The sequence below is a fragment of the Aeromonas sp. S18(2024) genome (assembly GCF_041402525.1).
Classification (GTDB): Bacteria; Pseudomonadota; Gammaproteobacteria; order Enterobacterales; family Aeromonadaceae; genus Aeromonas; species Aeromonas enteropelogenes.
Genome location: NZ_JBGLQV010000003.1, coordinates 242,327 through 260,638 on the forward strand (window position 1 = coordinate 242,327; position 18,312 = coordinate 260,638).

Annotated in this window: 15 protein-coding genes; 10 read left to right on the forward strand and 5 right to left on the reverse strand. The window is 62.4% G+C overall.

The window, feature by feature from the left end:
• Nucleotides 1-5: 5 nt before the first annotated feature.
• The 3 genes from ACB034_RS07340 to ACB034_RS07350 form a co-directional block, all read right to left on the reverse strand.
• Nucleotides 6-1,118, reverse strand: coding sequence for an enoyl-CoA hydratase/isomerase family protein (locus tag ACB034_RS07340; RefSeq protein ID WP_216992227.1), 1,113 nt, complete (start codon nucleotides 1,116-1,118; stop codon nucleotides 6-8).
• The gene (locus ACB034_RS07345; protein ID WP_342016630.1) at nucleotides 1,111-1,932 is read right to left on the reverse strand and encodes an enoyl-CoA hydratase; all 822 of its coding nucleotides are present in this window, start codon (nucleotides 1,930-1,932) and stop codon (nucleotides 1,111-1,113) included. The genes ACB034_RS07340 and ACB034_RS07345 overlap by 8 nt, the downstream gene beginning before the upstream one ends.
• Before the next feature lie 102 nt (nucleotides 1,933-2,034).
• Nucleotides 2,035-3,192 carry an acyl-CoA dehydrogenase family protein gene (locus ACB034_RS07350; protein WP_371172589.1) on the reverse strand — a complete coding sequence of 386 codons (1,158 nt, stop codon included), beginning with the start codon at nucleotides 3,190-3,192 and terminating at the stop codon, nucleotides 2,035-2,037.
• Between the two features lie 261 nt (nucleotides 3,193-3,453).
• On the opposite strand from ACB034_RS07350, the gene ACB034_RS07355 reads away from it, so the two are divergent.
• From ACB034_RS07355 to ACB034_RS07395, 9 genes are all read left to right on the forward strand, one after another.
• The gene (locus tag ACB034_RS07355; RefSeq protein ID WP_371172488.1) at nucleotides 3,454-4,602 is read left to right on the forward strand and encodes an isovaleryl-CoA dehydrogenase; all 1,149 of its coding nucleotides are present in this window, start codon (nucleotides 3,454-3,456) and stop codon (nucleotides 4,600-4,602) included.
• 55 nt (nucleotides 4,603-4,657) lie between these two features.
• A complete protein-coding gene (locus ACB034_RS07360) occupies nucleotides 4,658-6,292 on the forward strand; it encodes a carboxyl transferase domain-containing protein (protein WP_371172489.1) in 1,635 nt (544 codons plus the stop codon).
• A 10-nt stretch (nucleotides 6,293-6,302) separates the two neighbouring features.
• Complete coding sequence (locus ACB034_RS07365) at nucleotides 6,303-7,142, forward strand: enoyl-CoA hydratase-related protein (RefSeq protein ID WP_042029139.1); 840 nt, start codon at nucleotides 6,303-6,305, stop codon at nucleotides 7,140-7,142.
• Complete coding sequence (locus tag ACB034_RS07370) at nucleotides 7,139-9,109, forward strand: biotin carboxylase N-terminal domain-containing protein (protein ID WP_371172490.1); 1,971 nt, start codon at nucleotides 7,139-7,141, stop codon at nucleotides 9,107-9,109. Before ACB034_RS07365 ends, ACB034_RS07370 begins: the two co-directional genes overlap by 4 nt.
• Complete coding sequence (locus tag ACB034_RS07375) at nucleotides 9,106-10,062, forward strand: hydroxymethylglutaryl-CoA lyase (RefSeq protein WP_026457923.1); 957 nt, start codon at nucleotides 9,106-9,108, stop codon at nucleotides 10,060-10,062. The genes ACB034_RS07370 and ACB034_RS07375 overlap by 4 nt, the downstream gene beginning before the upstream one ends.
• A gap of 15 nt (nucleotides 10,063-10,077) precedes the next feature.
• The gene (locus ACB034_RS07380) at nucleotides 10,078-10,488 is read left to right on the forward strand and encodes a MerR family DNA-binding transcriptional regulator (protein WP_042029143.1); all 411 of its coding nucleotides are present in this window, start codon (nucleotides 10,078-10,080) and stop codon (nucleotides 10,486-10,488) included.
• A gap of 37 nt (nucleotides 10,489-10,525) precedes the next feature.
• Nucleotides 10,526-11,287: an ABC transporter substrate-binding protein gene (locus ACB034_RS07385; protein ID WP_042069547.1), complete on the forward strand. Its 762-nt coding sequence runs from the start codon at nucleotides 10,526-10,528 to the stop codon at nucleotides 11,285-11,287.
• A gap of 48 nt (nucleotides 11,288-11,335) precedes the next feature.
• The gene (locus ACB034_RS07390; RefSeq protein WP_371172491.1) at nucleotides 11,336-14,254 is read left to right on the forward strand and encodes a DUF748 domain-containing protein; all 2,919 of its coding nucleotides are present in this window, start codon (nucleotides 11,336-11,338) and stop codon (nucleotides 14,252-14,254) included.
• Nucleotides 14,255-14,481: 227 nt separating this feature from the next.
• Complete coding sequence (locus ACB034_RS07395) at nucleotides 14,482-15,078, forward strand: GPR1/FUN34/YaaH family transporter (protein ID WP_026457598.1); 597 nt, start codon at nucleotides 14,482-14,484, stop codon at nucleotides 15,076-15,078.
• Between the two features lie 75 nt (nucleotides 15,079-15,153).
• Here ACB034_RS07395 and ACB034_RS07400 read toward each other — a convergent pair whose 3' ends face one another.
• The gene (locus ACB034_RS07400) at nucleotides 15,154-15,960 is read right to left on the reverse strand and encodes a zinc-dependent peptidase (protein ID WP_371172492.1); all 807 of its coding nucleotides are present in this window, start codon (nucleotides 15,958-15,960) and stop codon (nucleotides 15,154-15,156) included.
• A 20-nt stretch (nucleotides 15,961-15,980) separates the two neighbouring features.
• On the reverse strand, nucleotides 15,981-16,418 hold the full coding sequence (locus ACB034_RS07405) for a GNAT family N-acetyltransferase (RefSeq protein ID WP_371172493.1): 438 nt from the start codon (nucleotides 16,416-16,418) through the stop codon (nucleotides 15,981-15,983).
• 325 nt (nucleotides 16,419-16,743) lie between these two features.
• Here ACB034_RS07405 and ACB034_RS07410 point away from each other — a divergent pair, with 325 nt between their 5' ends.
• Nucleotides 16,744-18,243: a sodium:alanine symporter family protein gene (locus tag ACB034_RS07410; RefSeq protein WP_042069553.1), complete on the forward strand. Its 1,500-nt coding sequence runs from the start codon at nucleotides 16,744-16,746 to the stop codon at nucleotides 18,241-18,243.
• Nucleotides 18,244-18,312: the final 69 nt, after the last annotated feature.

Sequence of the window (18,312 nt, forward strand, 5' to 3'; positions counted from 1 at the left end):
CTCTCTTAAGGCAGCAGGGGATTGGTCCCTTCTGGCCAGCGATAGAAGGCATCCAGCCACGCCTCCCCCGTTTGGGCTGGCTGCCAGCGGGGGGATTTGTCCTTGTCGATAAGTAGCGCCCGCACCCCTTCCACAAAATCTCCCTTGAGCACGCAGTTGACCGAGAGGATCAACTCATCGGCAAACACCTCGGCGAGCGACTGGCGGCGGGCCTGCCAATATTGGCGCCACAGGATGGCGCGACTGATGGGGCTGCCGCTGCGACAGGTATCGCGGGCCTTCGCCAGGCTCCCCTCACCGGACTCGAGATCGAAGCGGGCATCGAACAGGCGATCCAGTACCCCTTGCAGGGAGCGCCCCGCCAGCAGGGCATCAATTCTGGCTTGATGGGGCAAAACCACTGGCTCAGGCAGTGCGGCAAGCACCTCGCGATGCAGCCCTTGCAGCAGTTGATCGATCTGCTCGCGGGGATCCCTGGCTTGGGACCAGTCGAGGGCCGCGAGCCGGGGCAGTAGCGCCTCCCGCTCACGGCTGGCGATGGCGTGATCCGCGAGCCCCAGAGCAATGGCATCCTGGCCATTGAAGCGGGCGCCGGTGAGGCCGAGCCAGAGCCCGAGGCGCCCCGGCATCCGGCTCAAGAACCAGCTGGCCCCCACATCCGGATAGAGGCCGATGGTCACCTCCGGCATGGCGAACAGGCTCTTCTCGGTCACCACCCGAAAATCGGCGCCGGCAAAGAGGCCAATACCGCCCCCCATGCAGATGCCATCCGCCACGCAGACGAGTGGCTTGTCATAGCAGTGGATCAGGTGATCGAGCCGATACTCCTGCTCAAAAAAATCGCGGGCATAGCCAAACAGTGCCGACTCGCTCGCCTCCTGCTTGCGGTAATAAAAAGAGCGAATATCGCCGCCGGCGCAGAAGGCCTTCTCACCCGCCCCCTGCAGCAGGACGCAGACGATGGCGGGATCCTGCTGCCACTCTACGAGAGTACGCTGCAGGATCTGGATCATCTCAAGACTTAACGCATTGAGCGAGGCGGGACTGTCGAGGGTCAACACACCAATCTGCCGACCATCGCTAGTGGGATAACAACTGACCTTGACCGGTTCACTCATGAAGGGCTCCATCTTGGGCATTGGGTGAAACGCCGGCAGAGGCGCCGTAGTGCCAACGGGGTGGCCGTTTCTCCAGGAAGGCAACAACCCCCTCACGCTGGTTGGCGTCGGCAAACAGCTCGAGAAACAGGCTGCGCTCAAGGGGCAAGGCTGCATCCCGGGGGCCGCTGCGCCCCTGATTGATGAGGGTCTTGCAGGCGCGCAAGGCGCTCGGGCTCTGACGTTCCACCAGCTGCGCCATCTGGTGGGCGGCTTCCCAGGCGTGGCCGGTTTTCACCACCTCCTCCACCAGCCCCATCTCGTAGGCCAGGGTGGCATTGACCTTTTCGCCGCACAGGATCATCCGCTTGGCCCAGCCCGGCCCCACCAGCTCGGTGAGCCTCTGAGTGCCGCCGGCGCAGGGCAACAAGCCCACCGAGGCCTCTGGCAACCCCAGCAGGGCCTGCTGCTCGGCGATGCGGATGTCGCAGGCCAGCGCCACCTCCAGCCCGCCCCCCATGGCATAGCCATTGATGGCGGCGATGCTGACGCCGTGGAACCGGGTCAGTGCCTCAAACGCCTTGCCAAACGCCTCGGCCACCTCGCGGGCATGCTCCACATTGCCGTCGGCAAACATCTTGAGATCGGCACCGGCGCAGAAAAACTTGTCCCCCGCCCCGCGGATCACCAGGGCTACCACATCGGGACGGCTATCGAGCTCCACCATCATCTGCAAGAAGGCCTGCAGGCTGGCGAGAGTCCAGGTGTTGGCGGGGGGGTGATCCAGGGTGATGTAGGCGACGTGGCCATGATATTCGAGCCTGATCCTTGTCATTGCGTTGTCCTTGTCAAAAAGCCTGTCCCATGATGACAGGGTTGCATGGCACCAAACCGGGTCTGGTTCACAAAGCGATCCCGCACACCGGAAGCATGCCCGTCACCCCAGCGCCAGACCGGCGTCTGCCAGCAGACGGCGGGCGATGATGAGCCGCATCACTTCGTTGGTCCCTTCCAGAATGCGGTGTACCCGGGTATCGCGCAGGTAGCGTTCCAGCGGATACTCGCGGATATAACCATAGCCGCCAAAGAGTTGCAGAGCCTCGTCGCAGACCCGGTAGCCCACATCGGTGGCAAAGCGCTTGGCCATGGCGCACCAAGCGCTCTTGTCCGGACTGCCCCGATCCAGCTTGTCGGCGGCCTGGCGCACCATCAAGCGGGCGGCGGCCAGCTCGGTGGCCATGTCGGCCAGACGAAACTGCACGCTCTGAAATTCGCTGATCGGACGCCCGAATTGCTGGCGCTGCTGGACATAGGCCAATGCGTCATCGAGGGCCTGCTGGGCGGTGCCCACCGAACAGGTGGCGATATTGATGCGCCCGCCATCAAGGGCCTGCATGGCAAACCTGAAGCCTTCCCCCTCTTGGCCCAGCCGGTAGCTGGCGGGGATGCGCACGCCGTTGAAGGCCACCTCACGGGTCGGCTGGCTGTTCCAGCCCATCTTCTCTTCTGCCTTGCCATAACTTACCCCGGGCGTGTCAGCCGGCACCATAAAGGCGGAGATCCCCCCCGCCCCCTCGCCGCCGGTGCGCGCCATCACCACCAGCACATCCGTGCTGCCCGCCCCCGAGATAAACACCTTGTTGCCCTCAATGAGATAGCAATCCCCATCGCGCATGGCGCGGGTCTTGAGGGCCGCGGCATCGGAGCCCGCCCCCGGCTCGGTGAGACAATAAGAGCCCAGCAGCTCGCCGCTGGCGAGCCTGGGTACCCACACCTCGGCGACATCGGCTGGTAGCCAGCAGCCCAGCATCCAGCTCACCATGTTGTGGATGGTGAGATAAGCCGTGGTGGAGGTGCACCCCATGGCGAGACGCTCGAAAATAAGGCTGGCATCGAGCCGTGAGAGCGCGAGACCGCCATATTGCTCCTGAGTGTAGAGGCCGCAAAAACCCAGCTCCGCCGCCTGCTTGATGGTGGGGATGGGGAATTCGTGCTCCCGATCCCAGCAGGCGGCATGGGGTTTGAGCGCCTCGTTGGCAAAGGCGGTCGCCGCCTCGACATAGGCCTGCTGATCGTCTGTCAGGGTAAAGTCCATCTGCTGTTTGCACTCCCTTTCACGTTCTTGATGGGCACGACCGGCATGGCCCGCCACTATCCGTTCATCCATCCGGCACGCGCTCCCGACCAGAAAGGCCAGCAGGTTTGCCGTCGCCCGGATTGGATTTTACCTTAGACTAACAATTGATTTACGTTTACGCTAACGTAAACTTAGACGCAAATGGACTGACCAGTCTGGCGCTGCCACTCCCGGGGAGCCACACCAGCAGACCAGTTTACCCACCGAAGGAGAGCAAGGATGCATGCAGTGATGGATGAGACCCTCTGCGCCCTGACCGAGCAGGTCGCGGCCTTCTGCCAGAAAGTGATCGCGCCGCGGGCCGGCGAGATCGATCAGAGCAACGCCTTTCCGCGCGATCTCTGGCCCCTGATGGGGGAGCTGGGGCTGCACGGCATCACGGTGGCAGAGGAGTATGACGGGGTGAACCTCGGCTATCTCGCCCATGTGCTGGTAATGGAGCAGGTGAGCCGCGCCAGCGCCTCGGTCGGCCTCTCCTACGGCGCTCACTCCAACCTCTGCATCAACCAGATCCACCGCCACGGCACCCCTGATCAGAAGGCGCGCTACCTGCCTGATCTGGTCAGCGGCAAGCATGTGGGGGCACTCGCCATGAGCGAGCCGGGAGCCGGCTCCGACGTGGTCAGCATGCGCCTCACAGCCGAGCGCGATGGCGATCACTTCGTGCTCAATGGCAACAAGATGTGGATCACCAACGGCCCGGATGCCGACACCTTCGTCATCTATGCCAAAACGGATGCCAGCGCCGGGCCCAAGGGGATCTCCGCCTTTATCGTCGAAGCGGGCACAAAGGGCTTCACCACCGCCCAGAAACTCGACAAGCTCGGCATGCGCGGCTCCAGCACCTGTGAGCTGGTGTTCGACAACTGCCGCATTCCGCAAGAGAGCCTGCTTGGCCCATTGCACGGTGGCGTCAAGGTGCTGATGAGCGGCCTCGATTACGAGCGGGTGGTGCTGGCGGCCGGCCCCCTTGGCATCATGCAGGCCTGCATGGACGTGGTACTGCCCTATGTGCGCGAGCGCAAACAGTTCGGCCAGCCCATCGGCGAGTTCCAGCTGGTGCAGGGCAAGCTCGCTGATATGTACACTCGTCTGGCCAGCAGTCGGGCTCTGGTCTATTCGGTGGCGAGCGCCTGCGACAAGGGCCGCACCAGCCGCAAGGATTGCGCCGCCGCCATCCTGTTTGCCGCCGAAAACGCCACCCAGATGGCGCTCGATGCCATCCAGCTGCTGGGTGGCAACGGTTACATCAATGAATACCCCACCGGCCGCCTGCTGCGGGACGCCAAGCTCTATGAAATTGGCGCCGGCACCTCGGAAATTCGCCGCTGGCTCATTGGCCGCGAGCTGATGGGAGACAACGCATGAACCGCCTCGCTCCAGCCACAGCCATCGGCAGCCACTTGCAACTGGGAGCAGACGCATGAGCAGACTTCACTCCCGCCTCGATACCGCAAGCCCGGAATATGCGGCCAATCGGACCGCCATGCAGGCGCTGGTCGACGATCTCAATGCCCGCCTGGACGAGATAGCCCAGGGCGGCGGCGCCACCAACAATGCCCGTCATCAGGCCCGCGGCAAACTGCTGCCCCGCGAGCGAATCAATCAATTGCTGGACCCGGGCTCCCCCTTTCTCGAACTCTCGGCGCTGGCCGCCTGGCAGGTCTATGACGAGCCGGTGCCCGCCGCCGGCGTCATCACCGGCATCGGGCTCATCTCGGGCAGGCTCTGCATGCTGGTGGTGAACGATGCCACCGTGAAGGGTGGCACCTACTACCCGCTCACAGTGAAAAAGCACCTGAGGGCCCAGGCGATCGCCGAACGGCTGCGCCTACCCTGCCTCTATCTGGTGGATTCCGGCGGCGCCTTTCTGCCGATGCAGGACGAGGTCTTTCCCGACCGCGATCATTTTGGTCGCATCTTCTACAACCAGGCCCGCATGTCCGCCCAGAACATCCCCCAGCTGGCGGTGGTGATGGGGCTCTGCACCGCAGGCGGCGCCTATGTGCCCGCCATGGCGGACGAGTCCATCATGGTCAAGGAACAGGCCACCATCTTTCTGGCGGGCCCGCCGCTGGTCAAGGCGGCGACCGGCGAGGAGATCAGCGCAGAAGCCCTCGGCGGCGCCGAGGTGCACTGCGCCCACTCAGGGGTGGCCGATCACCTGGCCCGCGATGATGCCCATGCCTTGGCCATCGCCCGCACCCTGGTTAGCAACCTGGGAGCGAGCGATCCGGGCGAAGACCCGTTTCCGGTGTCGGGTGTCGCTTCGCGCTCCCCGACCTTTGAAGAACCCGGCTATCCGGTTGAGGAGCTATACGGCCTGGTGGGCACCAGCCTCAAGCGTCCTTACGATGCCCGCGAGCTCATTGCCCGCCTGGTGGATGGCTCCGAGTTTGACGAGTTCAAGGCACTGTTCGGCACAACCCTGGTGACCGGCTTTGCCCGGATTGCGGGCATGAAGGTGGGGATCCTCGCCAACAACGGAGTCCTGCACAGCGATAGCGCCCAGAAAGGGGCCCACTTCATCCAGCTTTGCAACCGGCGCGCCATCCCGCTGCTCTTCCTGCAGAACATCACCGGGTTTATGGTAGGGAGCACAGCGGAAAAAGAGGGGATCGCCAAACATGGCGCCAAGCTGGTCACCGCCGTGGCCTGCAGCCGGGTGCCCAAGATCACCCTGATCGTCGGCGGCAGCTTTGGCGCCGGCAACTATGGCATGTGTGGTCGCGCCTATGAGCCAGACTTTCTCTTTAGCTGGCCCAACAGTCGCATTTCGGTGATGGGGGGCGAGCAGGCCGCCGGGGTGCTGGTGCAGGTGCGCCGGGACAAGCTGGCCGCGGAAGGAAAAATATTGAGCGAGCAGGAGGCTGCCGCCATCCGCGCCCCGGTGATCGATCAGTATGAACGACAGGGCCACCCCTATTACGCCAGCGCCCGCCTGTGGGATGACGGCGTCATCGACCCCGCCCAGAGCCGCACCGTGCTGGCGCTGGCACTGGCTGCCTGCCAGGGGGCCGGGACGGGCCCGGAACAGTACGGCATCTTCCGGATGTAAGGAGTTCGACATGTCCGACCCAATCTGCAATGACCCCCTGGCCGGTTTTCGCCTGGAGCGACACGGCCCGCTGATCGAGCTGATCCTGGCGCGTCCGGCCCGCCACAACGCCTTCGATGACGATCTCATGCTGGGTCTGCTCGATTGCCTCGACGATCTGGCCCATCGCCACGGGCAATCCCTCGCCGAGCGACCTCACGCCCTGATCCTGCGGGCGGAGGGCAAACATTTTTGCGCCGGCGCCGATCTCAACTGGATGCGCAATCTGGCCCACGCGGATTTCGAGCACAACCGGGAGGATGCCCGGGTGCTGGCGCGGCTGATGCAAACCCTAGACGAGCTCCCCTTCCCCACCATCGCCCTGGTGCAGGGTGCCGCCTACGGCGGGGCGCTCGGCCTTATCTGCGCCTGCGATCTGGTGCTGGCGAGCGACGATGCCCGCTTTTGCCTCTCCGAGGTAAGCCTGGGGCTGGTGCCTGCGGTGATCAGCCCCTATGTGGTACGTGCCATGGGGATGCGCCAGGCCCGCGCCTACATGCTGAGTGCCGAACCGTTCGATGCCATCACCGCCTGCAGGCTCAATGTGGTACACCGGCTCAGCAAACCGGAACAACTGTTGCACGACGGGCGGGCTCTGGCCCTGCGACTGTGTCGCAACGGCCCGGAGGCGATGAAGGAGACCAAGCGACTGCTGGCCGCCATCGAACATCACGCGCCCGCGCTTCATGAAGAGAGAACCGTCGAGACCATCGCCCGGGTGCGGGTCGGTCTCGAAGCCCAGGAGGGGATGCAAGCCTTCTTCGACAAACGCCCCCCCGCCTGGCGTCCCCGTTTCAAGGATGAAACATGACTCATATCAGCCCCATCAAACGACTGCTCATCGCCAATCGCGGTGAAATCGCAGTGCGCATCATCAAGACCGCCCGCCGACTCGGCATCCATACCATCGCCCTCTACTCGGATGCGGACGCCTGCGCCATGCATGTGCGCGAAGCCGACGAAGCCTGGCATATGGGGCCCGCCCCCGCGCGCGAAAGCTACCTCGACACCGCCAAGGTGCTGCGCATCGCCAAAGAGGCCAACGCTGATGCCATTCATCCGGGCTACGGTTTTTTGTCGGAGAACAGCGACTTTGCCCACGCCTGCGAGCAGCAAAACCTGCGCTTTATAGGACCAAGCGGCGCAGCCATCCTCGCCATGGGGGACAAATCCGGCGCCAAGGCGCTGATGCAGGCGGCAGGCGTGCCCGTGTTGCCGGGCTACCACGGTGCGGACCAGTCACCCGAGGTGTTGCGCGAGCAGGCGCGACTGACCGGCTTTCCGCTCCTTATCAAGGCGGCCAACGGCGGCGGCGGCAAGGGAATGCGTCGGGTCGAGCAAATAGAGACCTTTGACGAGTCGCTGGCGACGGTGAAACGGGAAGCATTGGCCGCCTTCGGCGATGATACCGTGCTCCTTGAGCGCTATCTGGCCAGGGCCCGCCATGTGGAGGTGCAGGTGTTTGCCGACAGCCTTGGCAATGCCATCTATCTGGGGGACAGGGACTGCTCCTTGCAGCGCCGCCACCAGAAAGTCATTGAAGAGGCTCCCGCCCCCGACATTTCCCCTTCCCTGCGCCGCGCCATGGGCGAGGCGGCCGTGGCTGCCGCCCGGGCCATCGATTACCGGGGCGCCGGCACCATCGAGTTTCTGCTGTGCGGGGAGGAGTTCTTCTTTATGGAGATGAACACCCGATTGCAGGTAGAGCATCCGGTGACCGAGTGCATCACCGGCCAGGATCTGGTGGCCTGGCAACTGGCGGTAGCCGAGGGGAAAGCGCTGCCGCTCACCCAGGAGGAGGTGCGCTTGCAAGGCCACGCGGTGGAGGCGCGCCTCTACGCCGAGGATGTGGCTGCCGGTTTTTTGCCCGCCAGCGGCCCCATCGAGTGGCTCAACTGGCCGGACGGGGTACGCATCGACACCGGCGTTGCCGCCGGCGATGCGGTGAGCCCCTATTACGACCCCATGATCGCCAAGCTGATCGCCCACGGCCAGAGCCGAAGCGAGGCCTTTGCCAGCCTGGCCGACGCCCTGGCGGCGCTGGAGCTGGGCCCTCTGGTGCACAATGGCTCTCTGCTGCTGCGCCTGTGTGAAGAGCCCGAGGTGCTGACAATGTGCCACCACACCCAGTGGCCCATTCCGACCGAGTCAAGGGTCATTCCAGAGCTCGCCTGGCCGCTCGCCACTCTCTGGCTCGCCAGTCGCCCCACCGGCCCCTCTCCCTGGCAACAGGCCGTCGGCTTTCGTCTGGGACAGACCAAAAGCTTTACGGCGGCGGTGCGAATTGGCGAGGAGGCCAAGGTCGTGACCCTGCATGAACGTGCGGGCACCTTGTTCTGGCAAGAGGAACCACACGCCTATGAGGTGGGCGCCGATCATATCCGTCTGCAGCAAGGGGGGAGCTGGCAGCGTTATCCCATCCACTCGCTGGCCGAGGGCGATTATGTGCTGCAGCTGGCCGGTCAACGCATTCGCTTCTCGGCCGATGATCAACGCCATCAGCACCACCATGATCAGAATGCGGACGCCGCCAGGGGCGCAATTGCCCCCATGCACGGCATCGTGGTTGCGCTGCAAGTCGAGGCAGGCCAGCACGTCAATAAGGGGCAACCCCTGCTGGTACTGGAGGCAATGAAGATGGAGCATGTCTTGCGAGCAGATAGGGACGGGATGATCGAGGCCCTGCAGTGCAGGCAGGGGGAGCAGGTGAGCCAGGGAGCCATGCTGGTGCGATTTGCCGGGGATCAGTCAACGGACAGTCAGGAGAGCAGTCGATGACGAGGGAACATGACGTGAGGGACGACAGGGTCAGCCTGGTGGAGATGGGGCCGCGGGACGGCCTGCAGAATGAAGCCAATACCCTGTCCCTGGTGCAGCGGCTGGAGCTTATCCAGCGGCTGGCCGAGAGCGGCCTGCAACGGATCGAGGTGGGGGCCTTCGTCTCCCCGAAGAAGGTGCCCCAGATGGCGGATTCCGCCGCCCTGTTTGCGGCGCTGCCCCGCAAGGGCCCGACCCGCTATGGCGCCCTGGTACCCAACCTGCAGGGATTGCAGGCGGCCATTGCCGCCCGCGCCGACGAGATTGGCCTCTTCACTGCCTGCTCGGATGGATTTACCCGAGCCAATATCGGCATCAGCGTCGAGGAGTCGCTGGTGCGCTTCGCGCCCCTGGTGCAGGAGGCGCGCCAGCTTGGCATCAAGGTGCGCGGTTATCTCTCCACCGTGATCGCCTGCCCGTTCGACGGCCCCACTCGACCAAAGCGGGTCGCGGCCATGGCCGAACGCCTGCTGGATCTTGGCTGTCACGAGATATCCCTGGGCGACACCATAGGCGTCGGCACCCCGGGCACGGTTGCCCCCATGCTGGATGCGGTACTGCACGAGATCCCGGCTGGCCGGCTCGCGGTGCATTTTCACGATACCTATGGTCAGGGGCTGGCCAACCTGCTGCCTGCGCTGGAGCGCGGCATCCGCACCATCGACTGCTCGGTAGCCGGGCTCGGCGGTTGCCCCTATGCACCGGGGGCCTCCGGCAATGTCGCCTCGGAGGAGGTGGTCTATCTGCTGCACGGCCTTGGCATGAGTACCGGGGTGGATCTCGACAAGCTGGCCGCCACCGGTCAGTGGGTGAGCGAGCGGCTTGGTCGCCCCAACGGCTCCCGGGTCGGTCAGGCCCTCCATGCCAATGCCGAGCGGTTGCGAGCACGGCTTTGCCAGCCATCCCCTCACTAACTGGAGTCCATCACCATGGCCAATGCCCTGCCCGGCAAGGAGATCACCTACAGCATCTCCGAGCTGGCCCACGAATTTGACATTACGCCGCGCACCATCCGCTACTACGAAGATGAAGGGCTGCTCACCCCGACCCGGGAGGGACAAGCCCGCATCTACCGCCACAAGGACAAGATCCGCCTGAAGTTGACCCTGCGTGGCAAGCGGCTGGGCTTTACGCTGGCGGAGATCCGCGAGCTGTTCGACATGTATGACACCGACCGCTCGAGCAAAAACCAGCTCCACTCCATGATCCAGCTGATCGATTCCAGGCGCCAGGTGCTGCGCCAGCAGCTCGAAGATATCCAGATGGTGATGGCCGAGCTGGACGCGGCCGAGCAGCGCTGCGTTAATTCCCTTAACGGCTTGAAAACCAGCGCAGATTAACCGAATCTGGGATCATTTCCCCCTTTCGGGACATCCCATGACACGCTGGTGCTGGTTACTGCTGTTGCTCTGCTCTACGGCATGGGGCCATCCCCTGATCCGGGTCGGTGGCTACCCCTACGCGCCCTTCGTGGTCAAGGAGGGAGAAAACCGCTACAGCGGACTGACGCTGGATCTCATCGCACTGCTCAACAAGGCCCAGCAGGAAGTGCATTTCGTCTTCGTCCCCACTTCCGCCGTCCACCGCAGCCGGGCCATGGCCCTTGGTCGCTACTCCCTCATCCTGTTTGAAGAGATCCGCTGGGGTTGGGATGCCGGCGCGGTGCGCATGACCCGGCCACTGCTCCTGGGCGGCGAGAAGTATGTCGCCCTGAGGGAACCCAACCGGGATCAATCCTTTTTCAAGGATATCGCCAGGCGCCAGCTGATCGGTGTCAGCGGTTATCACTACGGCATCGCCGATTGGAATGCCTCGCCGGAAGAGCTCAAACGCCGCTTCAACATCACCCTGGTCAAGGACAACATCAGCGCCCTGCAAGGGCTGTTCAAGGGGCGCGGTGAGGTGGTCATTCTCAATTTCTCCTACCTGAACCAGTTCCGTATCCAGTACCCGGAGCAGGCGGCGCAGCTTTTCTATTCCGACAAATGGGATCAGCACTACCTGCTCAGGGCCCTGCTGAGCCCCACTGCGAGCATCACTACGGATCAACTGGAAACCTGGCTGAACAAACTCGAGAAAAATGGACAATTGACCCGACTCTGGACAAAGTACGGCGTGCAGCATCAAGTGGCACCATGATTGAGCCCCGACAATTTGTTATCCTGTGCGCATCAATTGGAGACCACCATGCCCAAGCCCCTGCGCACCCGCCTTCTACGCTACGCCTTCTATCTGTGCGCCGCCCTGTTCATCGCCCTTGGCATCCTGCTTTGGCAGGCGCCGACCCTCACCCAGCGTTACTTGCCTGACTGGCTGGCCACCCACTACGGCCTGAACCTCACCTTGGGGGAAATTGACGTCACCCTGCGCTCCCCGTCACTCACCATAGGCCCCTCGGCCCTGCTCGATGACAAGCAGCAACCCATCGTCGCCTTCGAGCGATTGCAGGTCATACCGGCCTTAGGCGAAAGCTGGCGCCAGCGCGCCATCATCCTGAGCGATGCCACCCTCACCAAGCCAACCATCACCCTGGTGCGCCTTGCCGACAACAAAGAGGGAGTCCGCTTCAACCTGACCGACGCCCTCGCCCGGGTCCTGAGTCCCAGCGAAACGACCGCTGACAGCGGCGACACTCCGCTCGTCCTGCAGATAACCAAGCTGGCGGCACACGAGGGACATGTCGTTTACCAGGACAGCCGCAAGTCCAGCGCGCCAGGCTGGGTGCCCACCCTTGCGCTTGGTGGCATTGACTTGCAGTTGCCAGGCTTCACGACGGCAACGGGGGGCGCCAACCACTTTCAGCTGAGCGCTACCCTCAACAAACAGAGCCCGCTCAAGGCGAGCGGCCAGTTCGATCTCTTGACCGGGGCCGGCAAGGGCAGCGTCAGCCTCGGCAAGCTGGCGCTGGCCCCCTTCGCCCCGCTCTGGGCTCCCTATCTCAAGGTCAATCTGGCCAAAGGGAGCACCAGTACCGAATTTGATTACCGCCTCGACCAGAGCAAACAGGGACTGGACTGGCAGCTGAGCAAGGGCAAGCTGCAGCTGGACAACTGGCAGTTGCAACACCCGAAAGGGGCCGAATTTGCCCGCTTCAAGCGGCTGGCCCTGAGCGGGATCGCGCTGGATGGCACCAGGCAGTCGTTCAAGGCCGAGCGGCTTGCCTTGAGCGCCCCGTCCCTCACCGCAAATCTCAATGCCAAACAGGAGCTGGATCTGGCCGCGTTGCTGATCCCGCAGCCTGCCGCCAAACCGGCAGGCAAAAAGGCAAGCAAGCAGGCCGAAGGTGGCAAGCCCTGGCAGTGGACGCTCAAACAGAGCAAGATCACCCAGGGCAACTTCAAATTGACCGAGTCGAGCAGCGGCAAACCCTTGCAGCGGGAGCTCGCAAACCTTGATCTCACCTTGGGCCCGTTGGGCAGCAAGCGCGCTCAGCGCAGCCCCCTCACCCTGCAGGCAACCTTCAATAGCCAAGGCACCAAAAACCCGAGCTCGCTGGGATTTGACGGTGCCCTGACCCTTGCCCCCTTCAGCCTCGACGGGGAGCTCAAGCAACAAGGACTACCCCTCAAATGGGCCCAGCCTTATCTGCAGGATCTGCTGCGCATCAGCGTACGTGACGGCCTGCTCGCCAGTCGCACCAAGCTTGCCCTGGCCACCGATGCCAAGGGAGATCTCAGCAAGCTTGAGGTGAGCGGCGGGCTCGACATCGAGAGGCTCAACGTGCTGGATCGGGCCGACAACCAGCGTCTGCTGCAGATTGAACGCCTGCAACTGAGCGGCCTGCACTATGACGGCATCCGCCAGCAGGTGAATATTGAGGATATCCTGCTGCGCAAGCCCTTCGCTCGCATCGAGATCAACGAGAATCGCGTCACCAACCTCCAGCAGCTGCTGCTGCCACAACCGGCCGGCGACAAGCCCGACAGCGGCCCGGCCCCTCGCGTCACCATAGGCCAGATCCGCACCGAGCAGGGCAACCTGCGCTTTGCCGATCGCAGCCTGAGCTCGGATTTTGTGGCAGATATTGCCTCCCTCAACGGCCAGAGCCGCCATATCAGCAATATCCCGGGCCAACGTTCGGAGCTCTCTTTTAACGGCAAGGTGGATCGCTACGCACCTGTCACCATTCGCGGGGGTACCAACCTGCTCATCGAGCACCCGGTGCTGGATGTGGCCGTCACCTTCACCAATCTGGAACTCACCACCTTCAGCCCCTACTCCACCACCTATGCCGGTTACGCCATCGACAAGGGTCAACTCTCCATGAAGCTCAACTACAAGTTGCAGGGCAGCAAGCTGGAGGGTGACAACGACATCACCATCAAGAAGCTGCAACTGGGTGAAAAGGTGAAAAGCGAGCAGGCCAAAGATCTGCCGCTGGGGCTGGCCGTCGCCCTGCTGAGCGACGCCAACGGCGTCATTCAGATGAACCTGAAAGTCAAAGGGGATCTGGATCAGCCCGACTTCAGCCTCGGCAACATCTTCTGGAACGTGCTCGGCAACACCCTGAGCAAGGCCATTACCTCCCCCTTCTCCCTGCTGGCTTCCCTGGCGGGGGGCACGAAAGATCTGGACGAGCTTCCCTTCCTGCCCGGCAGCCCCGAGCTGACCCCCACCCAGCAAGCGAAGCTGGCCAAACTGGCCCAGGCCCTCAAGGAGCGTCCCAAGCTCAGCCTGAACATTCGTGGCAGGGTCAATTTCAATGAAGAGCGTCCCATATTGCAGCGCCAGAAGCTGGAGCGGGTGCTGGCCAAGATCACCGGCAACCCGGTCGACCTCAATCTGCTGGAGCAAGACCCCGCCATGCAGGCCGCGCTGGCCGATGCCTACGAGGCGCGCTTTGACGAAGATCTGGGGGAGCTGGCCGATCGCCTCCATATGGACGAAGAGAGTGCCCCCCTGCGGGCCCAGGCGGTGATCCTGCTGCGGGATCAGCAACTGATCACCGCCAAATCCCTGCGCAATCTGGCCATGCGCCGCGCCCAGAATACCAAGGAGTTTCTGGTCGATAACCAGGGCATAGCACCGGAGCGGTTGTTCGTGCTCGACAGCCAGGTCAAGGAGGAGGACAAGGAGGCCAAGGTAGTGCTGACCCTGGATGAGTAAGCCGGGCATGCAAGAGACCAGTGCGTAAGAAAAATACAGCCAATCAACTATTTTGACACCTTTTGCTCACAAAACGGGCTAGCCTGGTGAGCAATTGTGCCGACATGCAAAAAAACACGTAATTTTTTTACTGTTTATCTTCTTTTCCCCCTTGCGATGGGCTGCCAGCCTGCCTAAAATCGCGCGTCTTTTGTTAACCCCCACCTCTATTTTTTGGAGAACGCTACGTGAGCGAAAAATTGGCCAACCCTGCCCCCCTGGGTCTGATGGGTTTCGGTATGACCACCATTCTGCTGAACATCCATAACGCAGGTTTCTTCCCCATCAGTGCCATGATCCTGGCCATGGGCCTGTGCTATGGCGGTCTGGCCCAGATCATTGCCGGCATCATGGAGTACAAGCGTGGCAACACCTTCGGTGTCACTGCTTTCATCTCCTACGGCACCTTCTGGTGGAGCCTGGTGTTCCTGATGGTGATGCCGACCATGGGTCTGGCCGAAGCCACTCCGCACGCCTACATGGGCTGGTACCTGCTGATGTGGGGTGTGTTCACCCTGTTTATGCTGATCGGCACCGTCAACTACCCGCGCGTGAAGCAGTTCGTGTTCGCCTCCCTGACCGTGCTGTTCTTCCTGCTGGCCGCCCGTGACTTCACCGGCAGCGAGCTGATCGGCACCATCGCCGGTTTCGAAGGCATCATCTGCGGCGCCAGCGCCATCTACCTGGCCATGGCCACCGTACTGAACGAGCAGTATGGCCGCACCATCCTGCCCATCGGCGATCACAAGAAAGCCGCTGCCGTGCAGCTCAAAGCCGCCGCCTGATTGCGCGCAGCTTGAATTGAAAAAGGCACCTTCGGGTGCCTTTTTGCTATCTGTACGTCGTCGCATTTGCCTAGCTCAGACGGGCGATTCCCCTTCGTGGCTTCCCGCCAACAGGCGCGTGGCCGGAAAACGCGCCGCGGGATCCTGACCAAAGAGCTGTTCCAGCTGTTGATAGACAGCCGGATAGACGCTGCGCAAGCGCAGCGGATCGGTAAAGAAGCTTTCGCAGCAGACGGCAAAAAATTCGGCAGGATGCTCGGCGGCATAGGGATCGATGGCCGCCTCTTCTCCCGCGTCCAGCTGCCTGTTCAATGCATCAAACGCCCCCTGAAAGGCCCGCTGCCACTGCTGATGACTCATCTTGCCCGGCAATGGCGGCGCCCCGTCGGCCTCCCCACCCAGCATGTCGATTTTGTGGGCCAGCTCGTGAATAACGAGGTTGAAGCCATCCCAGTCCCCATCCTGCTGCAGCTCGCTCCAGGCCAGTACCAGCGGCCCCTGGGGCCAGGACTCACCAGCGTTCTCTTCTTCCACCTCACTCACCAGGCCAAACTCGTCCTGCACCTCCTGGCGGCGGGTGACCGGTTCCGGGATCAGAATGATTTCGTGAAAGCCGCGATACCAGTCAAGGCCCAGATGCAGGATGGGCAGCACCGCCTGCAGCGCCAGCACCGCCTGCTGGCGCGCCGTGAGCTCAACCCCAATCTGGGTCAGGGTCTTGCGCTTGAGTAACTGGCGCCCCAGCCTGATGAGCCTCGCCTGCTCCTCATCACGTAACCCTTGCAAGATGGGGACGGCTGCCAGCGCCTGCTCCCAGATCTCCGCATCTTCATGGTGTTGCGTCCCTGCCGGGCGACGCAACCATTTGAACAATCCCAGCACGCCTGCTCCTTCTCTTTGCGTTACAACTGCTTGACGAACCGCTTGGGTCGTTCCTGATAATTCTGCGCCAGATAGAAACGGTGGGCCCCCTCCCGTTTCAGACTGCTGGATAGCTCCAGCTGGCTGCATCCCGCCACCCGGGCCTGGGCCTCGGCGTGCGCCAGCAAGCCGGCCCCAACCCCCTCTCCCCTTGCCCTCTCTTCGACAACCAGCGCCGAGATCAGGCCCCATGCTGGTGCAACATGCAGGGGTTGCAGCCGGTGCCACACCAGCACGCCGACCACACTGTCTGCCAGGATGGCCAACAGGACAGAAGTGGCCGAGTCCGGATGCAGCAGGCGCGCCACCAGCTGATCACCGTCGGCAGGATACCCCAATTGCACGAACAAGGGGGCAAGGGCTGCGCCATCAGCGGGCTGCGCCGTCCGAAATTGCAGGTTTTCGACATGATTTGTCATGGTTGGCCTTATGTTTGCTTATGTCTGGCTCTCACTACACATATCAACAAGGAGAGCGTCATCTTTACTCACATAAATCACTGCCTGCCATCATCCGGCCACTGGTGTCAATTCACAAATTTGCAACAAGGCAGATTTTTTTGCTGGGCAGAAATGCGACAAATAGATATGTTACATCCCACGCAGACCGTGGTTTTTTTCCACCGTCTGACAGAGTGTCACTCTATCCCGTTTGCTAACTAGCTTGTTAACAAACTGGACATAATAACGACAGGGAGCGAGGCAGAGACCTCGCCAAGACAGCGCAACAAAGGAGTTGTTGTACATGAATGAAATCGTCAATGCCATCAATGGCGTAATCTGGAGCCCTGCGCTCATCTATCTGTGTCTCGGGGTCGGCCTCTACTTCTCCCTGCGCAGCCGTTTTTTGCAAGTGCGTCACATCAAAGGCATGATCCGTCTGATGTTCCAGGGCAAGGGCAACGAAGCGGGCGTCTCCTCCTTCCAGGCGCTCTCCATGACCCTGGCAGGTCGGGTCGGTACCGGTAACATCGCCGGTGTCGCCACCGCCATCACCTTCGGTGGTCCGGGTGCCCTGTTCTGGATGTGGATGGTGGCCTTCCTCGGCGCCAGCTCCGCCTTCGTAGAGTCCACCCTGGGTCAGGTCTACAAAGAGAAGCTCAACGGCGAGTATCGCGGTGGTCCGGCCTTCTACATCGATAAAGGGCTTGGCATGAGCTGGTTCGCCTGGATCTTTGCCATCGCCACCATCTTTGCCTGTGGTGTCCTGCTGCCGGGCGTACAGGCCAACTCCATCGGCTCCAGCCTGCAGACCGCCTTCGCCATCGATCCGAACGTGACGGCTGCCGCGCTGGCGCTGCTGCTCGGTTTCATCATCTTTGGCGGCGTGAAGCGGATCGCCAACTTTGCCAGTACCGTGGTGCCCTTCATGGCGCTCGGCTACATCATCGTTGCCTGCGTCATCATCGCCCTCAACATCGGCCAACTGCCCTCCATCATCCTGCTGATCTGGAAGAGCGCCTTCGGTCTGGACGCCGGCTTCGGCGCCATCCTGGGTCTGGCCATCATGTGGGGGGTAAAACGTGGCGTCTACTCCAACGAAGCCGCCCAAGGAACAGGCCCGCACGCCTCCTCCGCCGCCGCGGTGAGCCACCCGGCCAAGCAGGGCCTGGTGCAGGCGTTCTCCGTCTACATCGACACCCTGTTCGTCTGCTCCGCCACCGGCTTCATGCTGCTCATCACCGGCCTGTACAACGTACAGGGTCCGGAAGGTGCCGCCCTCTACACCGGGATCGCCGGCGTGGCCGCTGGCCCGGGTTACGTGCAGACCGCCATGGAGAGCATGATGCCGGGCTTTGGCAACTACTTTGTCGCCATCGCACTGTTCTTCTTTGCCTTTACCACCATCGTCGCCTACTACTACATCGCCGAGACCAACATCGCGTTCGTCAATCGCAAGATTAACCGTCCCTGGCTCACCTTCCTGTTGAAGATCGGCCTGATGGCGGCGACCGTCTACGGCACCGTCAAGACGGCGGATCTCGCCTGGGGTCTGGGTGATATCGGTGTGGGTCTGATGGCCTGGCTCAACATCATCGCCATCCTGCTGCTGCAAAAAACCGCCTTCATCTGCCTGAAGGACTATGAAGCCCAGCTGGCACAAGGGATCGACCCGGTATTCCACCCCGAAAAACTGGGGATCAAGAATGCAGACTACTGGATCGACAACCGCGCCGAAGTCAACCTGATGCGCGAGAATACCGGCCACCCGTTCGAAGCGGACGTGGATACCGTCGCCAAGTAAGCGCAGACATGACACAACAAAATGGCAGCCCAGGCTGCCATTTTTCTTTTGTACTTTTTCCTATTTGAA